A 10,861-nucleotide genomic window follows, 5' to 3' on the forward strand; every position below is an offset into this window, starting at 1 on the left:
GGCAATGGGAGAGGGTGCGCGCCAGCGCCCCCTGATTGCGCAGCACCACGGCGCGGGCCTGCTCCCCCATCTCGCGGCGAGCAGGGGCATCGCCGAGCAGGGTGCTCACCCGGTGGCCGAGCGCCTCGGCGTCCGCCACCACGGCCGCGCCACCCTGGGCCACCAGCTGGCGGGTGATGTCGCTGAAGTTGAAATAGACGGGGCCGGTCAGGCAGGGTTTGCCCAGCGCCGCCGGTTCCAGCAGGTTGTGACCGCCCACGGGCACCAGGCTGCCACCGACAAAGGCTAGATCCGCCGCCGCCAGCATCAGCGGCAGCTCGCCCATGGTGTCACCCAGGTAGATCTTGTCCCTCTCGCCGACCGCTCTGCCCGCCGTACGCCGCACGCAACCGTAGGGGGCGCACAGCTCGGCCACCCGATCGAAACGCTCGGGATGGCGCGGCACCAGGATCAGCAGGGCGGAGGGATGGGCCTTGAGCACCCGATCGAAGGCGGCCAGCACCTGCTCGTCTTCCCCCTGGTGGGTACTGGCGGCGATCCAGACAGGTCGTGCCTCCCCCAGCTGCTGGCGCAGGGCACGGCCCCTGGCCTGCACCTCGTCGCCAAACTGGATGTCGAACTTGATGGAGCCGGTCACCGCCAGCCGGTTGCGCCCTATCCCCAGTCGATGGAAGCGATCTGCATCGTCCTGATGCTGGCAGAGCAGGTGGGTCAGCGGGCGGCTCAGGGCATCGAAGGCACCCTGGAAGCGACCATAGCGCTGACAGGATCGCTCCGAGAGGCGGGCATTGAGGATGGTCACCGGCAGGTGGCGTGCCTCGCAGGCCGCCAGCCAGTTCGGCCATAGCTCGGTCTCCATCACCCAGAGGGCGCGGGGCTTGACGGTGCTCAGAAACGCCGAGACGGCCCAGGGATAGTCGAGAGGCGCATAGCGGTGCACTACCAGATCCCCGAGCTTGGCCGCCTGTTCGGCGCCGGTGCGGGTGGTGGTGGTGAGCAGGATGGGCAGCTCGGGGCGCTCGGCCTTGAGGGCGCGGATGAAGGGGGTGATAGCCAGGGTCTCCCCCACGCTCACCGCATGGATCCAGAGGGGGGCCTCCTGTCCGGTCGGCGGCAATCGTCCCAGATGCTCGGCCCAGCGCGCCCCGAAGCCGGGCTTGCCTTTTTTGGGCTTGTAGAGCGCCAGCAGCGCCAGGGGCAACCCCAGGTGGATCAGCAGGTTGTAGAGCAACCGGTAGATCATGCTAGCTATTACCTGGTTCAGCAGCAGAGGATTCCACCGGCTGCCGCACTATGGTCAGATCTGCCGTTTCACCACGCTCCAGCCGATTTCCCGCCTCGATGACCTGTTCCGGCATCAGCTCGATCAGGCACTTGAGGTGGCCGAACTTGCAGGTGCGCTTGAAGCAGGGGCGGCATTCGATGTCGGTGTGGACGATCTCGACCCTGTCCGCCAGCGGTGGGGTATAGAGGGGCGAGGTGGAGCCGTAGACGCCGATCAGCGGCCGGTTGAGGGCGGCCGCCACGTGCATCAGGCCCGAGTCGTTGGCGATGACCCGACCGGCCAGGGCCATCAGGTCGATCGCCTCGTGCAGGCTGGTCTTGCCCGCCAGCACGTGGCAGTTGGGGCGCGACAGGGGGTTGATCCGATCGCGGATGGTGTTGGCCACGTCCACGTCCTTGCCCGAGCCGAAGATCCACACCTGCCACCCCTCGTCGAGGTGCTTTTGCGCCACCACGGCGTAGTGCCCTTCCGGCCAACGTTTGGCCGGGCCGAACTCGGCCCCCGGACAGAGCACCAGCACAGGGCGGGCACGATTCAGGCCGAGCCGCTCCAGCGCCTTGCCCTGGTTGATGAGATCCACGTGCAGGGAGGGATGGGGAATAGCGGGAATATCGTCCCGACTCTTCATCTGCCCCTTGGGATAGGCCAGAGCCACATAGCCTTCCACCATCAGCGGAAAGGCCTGCTTGTTGCTACGCATGTCGTTGAGCAGACCGAAGCGGTGCTCCCCCTTCCAGCCGGTGCGCACCGGGATCCTGGCAAACCAGGGGATGAGGGCCGACTTCATGGAGTTTGGCTGGATGATGGCCTGATCGTACTGCTCGGCGGCCAACTGCTTGCCAAGGCGGCGGCGTGCCCCCAGCTTGAAGTCACCGTGGCCAAGCGGCATGGGGATGGCCTTGTCCACCTCGGGCATGCGCTCCAGCAGCGCAACGCACCAGGCCGGCGCCATCACATGGAGCTCGCTGCCCGGGTGGTTGCTCTTGAGCGCCTTGTAGAGGCTCTGGGACATCACCATGTCGCCGACCCAGGAGGGGCCGATCACCAATATCTTCATCGCGCGTCTTCTCTCGGGACTGGCCCGGCTGTTGATCGTTACTGGGCGAGATTATGCCCCAAGAAAGGCCGAAGAAATAACAGAAGATACCCGTCTGCCCCCGCAAAACGCCTCCCTGGCAGGATCTGCTCCCCCGCGCATCCCTCCTGAGGCCCTCTTCCACCCGGACACAGCGTGCCCTGGGCCACCAACTGCCGGGTAGCAGAGATCTCCCTTCCCCCGCATTCAAAAGCGGGCCCACCAGGCCCTCGGGTCATGCCCCGCGCGGGGTTTTAGGCTAGAATGGGCGCCAATCCGAGCATGACCCGCCCGCCGGGCACCAACAAGAGTCCCTTGCCTGTGAAAAAACCGACCCTGGCGGCCGTCCTGATCGTCAAGAACGAAGCCGACAACCTCCGTGCCTGCCTCGCCTCCCTCGAAGGCCTGGCGGATGAAATCGTCATTCTCGACTCCGGCAGTCAGGATGACACCCCGGCCATCGCCGCCGAATTTGGCGCCCGCTTCTTCGTCAACACCACCTGGCCCGGTTTCGGCCGTCAGCGCCGCCTCGCCCAGTCCCATGTCCAGTCGGAGTGGGTGCTGTGGCTGGACGCGGACGAGCGGCTCACCCCCGAACTCAGGGAAGCCATCCAGGGGGTCATGGCCAACCCGGCCAGCGACACCATCTACTCCATCCCGCGCCTCTCCTGGGTGTTCGGCCGCTTCATCCGCCACAGCGGCTGGTACCCGGATCGGGTGCTGCGCCTCTACCCCAAGGCGCTGACCGGCTACAACGAGGCGCTGGTACACGAGAAGGTGGAGGTGTGCGCCAACATGAAGATCGTCAACCTGCAGGGCGACCTCCTCCACTACACCTACCGGGATCTGGAACACTACCTGGTCAAATCCGCCGGCTACGCCAGGGCCTGGGCCGATCAGCGCACCGCCCGCGGCAAGAAGGGATCCCTCGGCCAGGGGCTGGTCCACGCCGTCGGCTGCTTCCTCAAGATGTACCTGCTCAAGGCCGGTTTCCTCGACGGCAAGCAGGGCCTGCTGCTGGCCATCCTCTCCGCCCACTCCACCTTCGTCAAATACGCCGATCTCTGGGTTCGCCAGCAGCCCCAGCAGCCGAAATAGGGCATCGCGCCTCAAACATCGCATTAATCACTCACCCCTTGTTCCAGCGGGACAAGGGGCAAACCCTATTGCCGTGGAGCGGGCGCAGCCCTCGCGGGGCCGCTCACGGCGCAAACCCGGGCGCCACGGACGAAAACTGGCCGCTATAAGCCGAATGCATGGATATTGGCAACATGACCCGACTCCGGCTTATACCGACAGGTTTCCCCTGCCCGGGGCCCGGGCAGGCCCGTCAAGGGGGCTGTCGGGGACCACGCCCGGTAGGCCGGTCTACCAGCAGGGCGCATCCCCATACAAGACAGGGCCCCGCGGGGCCCTGTCTGTATGTTCTGTGTGCGCTCTCAGCGCTCGGCGCGCCAGAAGGGCGGCGCCCAGCGGGCGATCTCTGCCGCCATGGCCTTGGGATCGAGCTGGCTCATGTCCTCCGGGTGGTCGCTGTCTTCCGGCGGGCTGAAGGGCAGATGGCGCCCCTCGCCATTGAGCGGCCGCCAGCGCAGCGGCGTCGCCGAACGGTGTGCCGGGAAGAAGCCGACGGTCGGCACGTCCATGGCCGCGGCGATGTGCAGGGGCCCAGTGCTGCCCGCCACGAACAGGGCGGCGTTGGCCATCACCTGGCAGAACTTCGGCAGCCCCTCGTCGGAGCGATAGATCCAGCCGTTGCCCCCATGGGCCAGCAGTTCGGCCGCCAACTGCTCCGCCTTCCCCTCCTCCCCCGGGCCTGCCGTCAGCACGCACTGCAACTCGGGACAGGCCTGGTTGAGCTTGATGATGAGGCGCGAGTACTGCTCGATGGAGAGGTTGTTGGCCGAGCCGCCGCTGCCCGCATGCACCATCAGCCAGGGGCGGCAGGCGTCGAGCCTGAGACGGGCGGCGACCTGCTCGCGCACCTGCAGCAGGCTCTCGGGGTCGAAGCCGAGGTAGGGTCCTTGTGGCTCTACCACGGCCTGATGCTGATCGGCGAGGAAGCGGCGTACCAGATCCAGGTTGTATTCGTACTCCGGCTTCTGGGAGCGGGAGCGGCGCTGCACCAGGCGCTGGTTGTAGAGCACCTGGGCCAGCTTGGTGGCCGGGGCCAGCCGGTAGGGAATATGCGCCTTCCACACCAGCTTGGCATTGCGGGTGTTGGAGAAGAGGCAGATGGAGGCATCGAAGGCGGCCGCCTTGATGCGCGCCAGCAGGGCGCGTTGCTGCTCCTTGTCGGCCCGGGCACCCGGATCCAGGATGATCTCGTCGATCCAGGGGCAGAGGCGGGCCAAGGGCGCCGTGTAGGCGGGAACCAGGGCAGTCACATGACACTCCATGGAGCGCTTGAGCATGGCAAAGCTCGGCCACGCCAGCATGAAGTCACCAATCTTGTCATTGCGGACTACCAGAATACGTTTCATAAAAAATCCCTATGCTCCCTGTCACCAGCGAAGGAGGCTTGATGCGCGATGCGGGTATTCTTGCCTGATGCAGGGCGATTCTCAAGCGAAGACGCCACGGGGCCCCGATTTGTGCGACCCCGGCCGCCGATCAGCGCCAGAAATCCGCGCCATCCCGGTCGCGACAAACCGGCAACAGCCCCTATAATGCGACCAGTTTTCCGGTTTCAGGAATCAGCAGCATGACCAACAAGGTAATCTATCCCGGCACCTTCGACCCCATCACCAACGGCCATACCGATCTCATTGGCCGCGCCGCCAGACTGTTCGACGAGGTGGTGGTCGGGGTGGCCAACAGCCCGAGCAAACGGCCGCTGTTCGATCTCGAGGAGCGCGTTCAGCTGGCCCGGCAGGTGACGGCTCACCTGCCCAACGTCAAGGTGGTGGGCTTCTCCGGCCTGCTGGTGGATTTTGCCAGGGAGCAGCAGGCCAACGTGCTGATCCGCGGCCTGCGCGCCGTCTCCGACTTCGAATACGAGTTCCAGCTCGCCAACATGAACCGTCGCCTGATGCCCACCCTGGAGAGCGTCTTCCTTACCCCGGCGGAGGAGAACTCCTTCATCTCCTCCACCCTGGTGAAGGAGGTGGCGCTGCACGGAGGTGACATCCACCAGTTCGTCGACCCCCTGGTGGCTCAGGCCATCGCCGCCAGGCAGCAGCGCTAATCCCCTCCCCTGATGGGCAGAAACGAACAAGGGCTACCCGCGGGTAGCCCTTGTTGCATCAAGGCACTGCACGCCTAGCTGCGGGCAAACTGCTGGCGGATCGCCAGCTCCAGCTGATCGAGCCACTCGTAACGGCGCCGGTACATGGCCCGCTTCTTGGCGGCCACCTCCTCCAGCGGCTTGCGCACCACGGGTTGCAGCCGCACGAAGTTGGCGTCCTGATCGAGGGCGCCAAACTCCTGCCACAGCTCGTCGTAGTCCGCCTGCAGGCAGGCTTTCTTCTTCTTGCTGTACCGTCTTGCCTGGAAGATGTGGGCCTTCATGCGCACCGCACAGACCCGGTGGGCCCCCATGGCCCCGGCCAGCGCCATCACCAGCATCACCACCAGCGACTTGGGTCTCAGACCCTGACCCGCCCGGGTCAATGCCCGCACCTGCTCCTGGGGCTGCTCGACACAGGGCTCTGGCCCCTGCACCGACCCGATCACCAGGGCCAGCTCCTGTTCGTTGCCCGCCAGGGAGAAGGCACAGCTGTAGAGTCGCTCCCCCCGCGCGTTGACGATGGAGAGGGCCAGCTCCGCCTCCCTGCGGAAGGTGCCGTCGTGACGCAGCACGATGCGCCAGCCGCCATCGGGATAATGGCCCAGCACTATCCCCTCCCCCAGATAGAGCGGGTCGATGAGCTCGGGGTACAGGCCCAGCAGCAGGCGGTAGTGATCCTCCACCATCTTGACCCGCTGGTTCACCGTCGAGCAGGCGAAGCGATAGGGGCGCATCGGCTTGTCGAGCAGCTCGGGGTGGCGGGCGGGAAGCGCCCGCAGGGGGGCGCTCTGGAACAGCTCGAACACCCGGTTCAACTGCGCACGGTAGAGCAGACTGCGCAGCAAAAACTTGCCGCGATTGAAGGTCTTGCGGGCGCTGTCTTCGGGATAGAGGAAGCGGGCCATATCGTGGGCACAATAGTGCCCCTGCCGGGATAAATGTTCCCAGTCTATTGATTTAGCTGTCATTTTATTACCTCGCAGCCTGAACTGGCGAGATAGTAGTCATGGGCTGACGCCGCTTCAACAGACCGGAAATACTCTCTTACAACTTGGCCGGTTCCGGCTCAAAAATCCCGCTTTCAGCGTTGGCAGTGGGAGCAGAACACCGTGGTTCGCTGGCCCATCTTCACCTCGGTGAGCAGGGTGTGGCAGTGGAAACAGGGCTGGCCGCCACGGCCGTAAACCTGCAGCTGCTGGACGAAATAGCCCGGCTTGCCGTCGGCGCTGGTGAAATCCTTGAGGGTGGTGCCCCCCTGGCGAATGGCCTCGGCCAACACCCGCTTGATCTCGCTCACCAGGGTGCCCAGCCGCTCGGCGCTGATGTTGCCCGCCGCCCGCCTGGGATGAATGCCGGCGGCATAGAGCGCCTCGTTGGCGTAGATGTTGCCTACCCCGACCACCACGTGGTTGTCCATCAGGAACTGCTTGATGGCGGTGCTGCGCCCCTTCGCCCGCTCCCGCAGGTAATCGGCATGGAAGGCGTCGGTGAGGGGTTCCGGCCCCAGCTTGGCGAGCAGGGCATGGGCCTCGGCCGGTTCGCGGGTCCACAGCAGGGCGCCAAAACGGCGCGGATCGTTGAGCCGCAGCAGCTTGCCGTTGGCCAGCTCGATATCCACATGATCGTGCTTCTCGGCCGGGGTGCCGATGTCCAGCACCCGCAGGCTGCCGGACATCCCGAGATGCAGGATGGCGGTGCCGAAGTCGGTCTCCAGCAACAGGTATTTGGCGCGGCGGCTGACGCGGTGGATGACGAGATCCACCAGCTCCTGGATCTCGCCGGGCACGGGCCAACGCAGGCGGCCGTCCCGCACCACCACGCGGGTCACCTTAATGCCGGTAAGCCAGGGGGAGATGCCCTGGCGGCTGACTTCGACTTCCGGTAATTCAGGCATGGGCGATCTCTCGTTCTCGTTCAGGGAATGGGACGCATCAGGTCACGGTATTGCGCCTGACTCAAGCTGAGCCAGGTCGAGGAGGGCAGCAGAGCGGCAAACTTGCCGTCGTCCTGATAGAGCCCGACTTCCACCGGATCACTCTGTCCGGCGATCCAGATCTTGAGGGTCACCGGGGTGCCGCGCACGGGCTCGCCGGGGGGCAGCAGCCAGCCTTGCCACATCTCGATGCGGGCCGCCAGCTGGGCGCTGCCAAGCCCCAGATCCGGCGCGCTGCGCCAGCCCTGGCCGATACGCTCTATCTGCCAGCTCGGCCCCTGCCAGGTCAGCACCACGGCACTCTCCGGCAACAGCGGACGCGCGCGTTTGGCACTGTTCTCCTGCTGGGCCTGCTCCAGCCGGTGCAACAGGGTAATGACGATCAACACGACCACGATGATCACGTTGTTCCAGCCTTTGCGGCTCAGTTTGAACATGGCTAGCCTCCCTTCGAATCGGCAGTGTACTGAATTCCAGCCATAAAAAAACCCGGCACGAGGCCGGGTTTTTGCAGCGAAACCAAGTAATTACTTGATTTTGCCTTCTTTGTAGATCACATGCTGACGAATCACGGGATCAAATTTCTTGATCTCCATTTTTTCGGGCATGGTGCGCTTGTTCTTGGTAGTGGTATAGAAGTGACCAGTACCGGCGCTGGAGTTCAGGCGAATCTTATCGCGAATACCTTTAGCCATGATCTAATTCCTTATACCTTAACGCCGCTGGCACGCAGTTCAGCCAGAACCACTTCAACGCCGCGCTTGTCGATGATACGCATGCCTTTTGCGGATACGCGCAGGCTCACGAAGCGTTTTTCACTCTCAACCCAGAAACGGTGAGTGTGCAGGTTCGGCAGGAAACGACGCTTGGTAGCGTTGTTAGCGTGCGAACGGTTGTTACCAACTGCCGGGCGCTTGCCGGTTACTTGGCATACTCTAGACATGTCAGTCTCTCCAAATCTTACTTCATTGCTCGAGCAAATATCTGCCCCGCTGGCCTTCGATTGCGGGGCAAACAGAAGGCGGCATTTTATACAGCATCCGTGATCAAAGATCAACTAATACAGTGCCAGAGCCCAGTCACAACCAACCACGCTCTGCGAAAGAAACCGTGATGCCATCACCGATCACCAGGTGATCAAGCACTCTGATATCGACCAGGGCCAGGGCGGCCTGGATCCGATCCGTGATCTGGCGGTCCGCCCGACTGGGCTCGGCCACGCCGGACGGGTGATTATGCGCCAGAATCACGGCGGCTGCATTATGTTTGAGCGCGATCTGCACGATTTCTCTGGGCCAGACGCTCGCCGAGTCGAGGGTGCCGTAAAAAAGTTCGACAAACCGGATGACCCTGTGCTGGTTGTCGAGCAGCAGCAGGGCGAACACCTCCCTCCCCCGATCCCGCAACTGGGCTTGCAGAAAGTCACGGGTAAGCCCGGGCGAGGTGAGCGCCTCTCCCCGTTGCAACTGTTCGGCCAGATGGCGCCGCCCCATCTCCAGTACCGCCTGCAACTGGGCATACTTGGCAGGTCCCAGCCCGTGAGCGCCACAAAAATCCTGCTGCTCGGCTCCCAGCAGTGCCCGCAGGGAACCAAACTGCTGCAACAACTGGCGAGAGAGATCCACCGCACTCAACCCACTGACCCCGGTGCGCAAGAAGATGGCCAGCAGTTCGGCATCGGAGAGCGTCGCCGCCCCTCGGCGCAGCAGCTTTTCCCTCGGGCGCTCCTCTTCCGGCCACTCCTTGATGCTCATTTGTCTCTCCCTGATGGCTATTGAGAGAAAACATAGCAAAGAATCCCGCGAGCCCGACCACAACTCCCCCATGTCAGCCTCTGTCGCCACCCATTGCCTGTGCTATCTTAGCCGACCAGTCAGAGTGAGCCGGAAGAGAAGCAGCAGATGAGATTGGCCGATAAACGCATCCTGTTGGGTGTCAGTGGCGGGATCGCCGCCTACAAGAGTGCCGAACTGGTACGTCGCCTGAAAGATCAGGGGGCCGAGGTGCGAGTGGTGATGACCCGCTCCGCCAAGGAGTTCATCACCCCGCTGACCCTGCAAGCCGTCTCAGGCCACCCGGTGGCCGACAGTCTGCTCGACCCGGCTGCCGAGGCGGGCATGGGCCACATCGAGCTGGCCAAGTGGGCCGATCTGGTGCTGATCGCCCCCGCCAGCGCCAATCTGATGGCCCGCATGGCCGCCGGCATGGCGGACGAACTGCTCACCACCCTCTGCCTGGCCACCCCGGCGACTGTCGCCCTGGCGCCAGCCATGAACCAGCAGATGTATCGCAACGCCGCTACCCAGGCCAACCTTCAGACCCTAGCCGAGCGCGGCATTCAGCTGTGGGGGCCGGATTCCGGCAGCCAGGCCTGCGGCGACGTGGGCCCGGGCCGGATGCTGGATCCCCTGGAACTGGTGGAACGCTGCTGCCAGCAGCTCGCCGCCGAACCGCTCCTGGCCGGCGTCAGGCTGCTGCTCACTGCCGGGCCGACCCGGGAGGCGCTGGATCCGGTGCGCTATATCAGCAACCACAGCTCCGGCAAGATGGGCTACGCCATCGCCCGCGCCGCGCGCGAAGCGGGCGCGGAGGTGACCCTGGTGAGCGGCCCGGTGGCACTGGCCACCCCGGCCGGCGTTACCCGCATCGATGTGGAGAGTGCCCTGCAGATGCACGAAGCGGTGATGAGCCGGGTCGGTGAGTGCGACCTCTTTATCGGCTGCGCTGCCGTCGCCGACTACCGTCCCGCCCAGGTGGCCGAGCAAAAGATCAAGAAGACCGGCGACAACGACCAGATGCAGCTGACCCTGGTCAAAAACCCCGACATCATCGCCGATGTGGGGGCGTTGTCAGACAAACCCTTCACCGTCGGATTTGCCGCCGAAACCGTGGATGTGGAACAATACGCCCTCGACAAACTTCGACGTAAGCGGCTGGACATGATCGCCGCCAACGATGTGTCCCGTGCAGGCCAGGGTTTCAATGCCGATGACAACGCCCTGACCGTCTTCTGGCAAGGGGGTCAAGCCGCCCTGCCCCTGGCCGATAAGCTGACGCTGGCCCGTCATCTTGTCGCCCTGATTGCACGCCATTATCGACCCTGAGCCCATTGAACATGCCGGGAGCCCCAGGCTCCTGCAGTACCACCCGATCGCCAGGCGATCCAATTGAAAAAGATTCATGACGACACAAATTGAACTGAAAATCCTGGATGCCCGCATCGGCACCGACTTCCCGCTGCCCGCTTACGCCACACCGGGCTCCGCTGGCATGGACTTGCGCGCCCTGCTGGATGCCCCGCTGACCCTGGCCCCAGGCGACACCACGCTGGTGCCGACC

Annotated in this window: 12 protein-coding genes and 1 pseudogene; 4 read left to right on the plus strand and 9 right to left on the minus strand. The window is 64.3% G+C overall.

What is annotated here, in order from left to right; all coding sequences use genetic code 11:
* On the minus strand, positions 1 to 1,243 hold a 1,243-nt coding region (gene waaA, locus AACR77_RS00355; RefSeq protein ID WP_042879073.1), incomplete at its 3' end, for a lipid IV(A) 3-deoxy-D-manno-octulosonic acid transferase.
* A 1-nt stretch (position 1,244) separates the two neighbouring features.
* Positions 1,245 to 2,342, minus strand: a complete 1,098-nt coding sequence (waaF, locus tag AACR77_RS00360; RefSeq protein WP_010676107.1) for a lipopolysaccharide heptosyltransferase II — start codon at positions 2,340 to 2,342, stop codon at positions 1,245 to 1,247.
* Positions 2,343 to 2,681: 339 nt separating this feature from the next.
* Here waaF and AACR77_RS00365 point away from each other — a divergent pair, with 339 nt between their 5' ends.
* Positions 2,682 to 3,458 carry a glycosyltransferase family 2 protein gene (locus AACR77_RS00365; protein WP_042879087.1) on the plus strand — a complete coding sequence of 259 codons (777 nt, stop codon included), beginning with the start codon at positions 2,682 to 2,684 and terminating at the stop codon, positions 3,456 to 3,458.
* Between the two features lie 341 nt (positions 3,459 to 3,799).
* On the opposite strand, the gene AACR77_RS00370 is transcribed toward AACR77_RS00365, so the two are convergent.
* Positions 3,800 to 4,843, minus strand: a complete 1,044-nt coding sequence (locus tag AACR77_RS00370) for a glycosyltransferase family 9 protein (protein WP_042879076.1) — start codon at positions 4,841 to 4,843, stop codon at positions 3,800 to 3,802.
* 221 nt (positions 4,844 to 5,064) lie between these two features.
* On the opposite strand from AACR77_RS00370, the gene coaD reads away from it, so the two are divergent.
* Positions 5,065 to 5,547, plus strand: a complete 483-nt coding sequence (gene coaD, locus AACR77_RS00375) for a pantetheine-phosphate adenylyltransferase (protein WP_010676110.1) — start codon at positions 5,065 to 5,067, stop codon at positions 5,545 to 5,547.
* Positions 5,548 to 5,621: 74 nt separating this feature from the next.
* On the opposite strand, the gene AACR77_RS00380 is transcribed toward coaD, so the two are convergent.
* The 6 genes from AACR77_RS00380 to radC all read right to left on the minus strand — a co-directional run bounded on the left by AACR77_RS00380 (position 5,622) and on the right by radC (position 9,276).
* Positions 5,622 to 6,494 carry a VirK/YbjX family protein gene (locus AACR77_RS00380; protein ID WP_042879078.1) on the minus strand — a complete coding sequence of 291 codons (873 nt, stop codon included), beginning with the start codon at positions 6,492 to 6,494 and terminating at the stop codon, positions 5,622 to 5,624.
* A gap of 176 nt (positions 6,495 to 6,670) precedes the next feature.
* Positions 6,671 to 7,483, minus strand: coding sequence for a bifunctional DNA-formamidopyrimidine glycosylase/DNA-(apurinic or apyrimidinic site) lyase (mutM, locus tag AACR77_RS00385; RefSeq protein WP_010676112.1), 813 nt, complete (start codon positions 7,481 to 7,483; stop codon positions 6,671 to 6,673).
* Positions 7,484 to 7,503: 20 nt separating this feature from the next.
* Positions 7,504 to 7,959, minus strand: coding sequence for a hypothetical protein (locus AACR77_RS00390; RefSeq protein ID WP_042016396.1), 456 nt, complete (start codon positions 7,957 to 7,959; stop codon positions 7,504 to 7,506).
* Between the two features lie 90 nt (positions 7,960 to 8,049).
* Positions 8,050 to 8,217 (minus strand): 50S ribosomal protein L33, encoded by a 168-nt coding sequence (rpmG, locus tag AACR77_RS00395; protein WP_005323752.1) that lies wholly within the window; start codon positions 8,215 to 8,217, stop codon positions 8,050 to 8,052.
* An 11-nt stretch (positions 8,218 to 8,228) separates the two neighbouring features.
* Complete coding sequence (gene rpmB / locus AACR77_RS00400) at positions 8,229 to 8,465, minus strand: 50S ribosomal protein L28 (protein ID WP_005307492.1); 237 nt, start codon at positions 8,463 to 8,465, stop codon at positions 8,229 to 8,231.
* Between the two features lie 136 nt (positions 8,466 to 8,601).
* Positions 8,602 to 9,276 (minus strand): RadC family protein, encoded by a 675-nt coding sequence (radC, locus tag AACR77_RS00405; RefSeq protein WP_042879080.1) that lies wholly within the window; start codon positions 9,274 to 9,276, stop codon positions 8,602 to 8,604.
* A 147-nt stretch (positions 9,277 to 9,423) separates the two neighbouring features.
* Between radC and coaBC the strand changes: the two genes are divergently transcribed.
* On the plus strand, positions 9,424 to 10,626 hold the full coding sequence (coaBC, locus tag AACR77_RS00410; protein ID WP_042879081.1) for a bifunctional phosphopantothenoylcysteine decarboxylase/phosphopantothenate--cysteine ligase CoaBC: 1,203 nt from the start codon (positions 9,424 to 9,426) through the stop codon (positions 10,624 to 10,626).
* Positions 10,627 to 10,702: 76 nt separating this feature from the next.
* A pseudogene (locus AACR77_RS00415) lies at positions 10,703 to 10,861 on the plus strand (dUTP diphosphatase); the annotation flags it as partial.

Source organism: Aeromonas sp. ZOR0002 (assembly GCF_963866995.1).
In the GTDB taxonomy this organism is placed as follows: Bacteria; Pseudomonadota; Gammaproteobacteria; order Enterobacterales; family Aeromonadaceae; genus Aeromonas; species Aeromonas caviae.

Excerpts from the sequence above, each read along its gene's own strand:
- rpmB (WP_005307492.1), bottom strand. The coding sequence starts at position 8,465 with ATGTCTAGAGTATGCCAAGTAACCGGCAAGCGCCCGGCAGTTGGTAAC.
- AACR77_RS00390 (WP_042016396.1), bottom strand. The coding sequence starts at position 7,959 with ATGTTCAAACTGAGCCGCAAAGGCTGGAACAACGTGATCATCGTGGTC.
- mutM (WP_010676112.1), bottom strand. The coding sequence starts at position 7,483 with ATGCCTGAATTACCGGAAGTCGAAGTCAGCCGCCAGGGCATCTCCCCC.
- AACR77_RS00370 (WP_042879076.1), bottom strand. The coding sequence starts at position 4,843 with ATGAAACGTATTCTGGTAGTCCGCAATGACAAGATTGGTGACTTCATG.
- AACR77_RS00380 (WP_042879078.1), bottom strand. The coding sequence starts at position 6,494 with ATGGCCCGCTTCCTCTATCCCGAAGACAGCGCCCGCAAGACCTTCAAT.
- rpmG (WP_005323752.1), bottom strand. The coding sequence starts at position 8,217 with ATGGCTAAAGGTATTCGCGATAAGATTCGCCTGAACTCCAGCGCCGGT.
- radC (WP_042879080.1), bottom strand. The coding sequence starts at position 9,276 with ATGAGCATCAAGGAGTGGCCGGAAGAGGAGCGCCCGAGGGAAAAGCTG.
- coaD (WP_010676110.1), top strand. The coding sequence starts at position 5,065 with ATGACCAACAAGGTAATCTATCCCGGCACCTTCGACCCCATCACCAAC.
- coaBC (WP_042879081.1), top strand. The coding sequence starts at position 9,424 with ATGAGATTGGCCGATAAACGCATCCTGTTGGGTGTCAGTGGCGGGATC.
- waaF (WP_010676107.1), bottom strand. The coding sequence starts at position 2,342 with ATGAAGATATTGGTGATCGGCCCCTCCTGGGTCGGCGACATGGTGATG.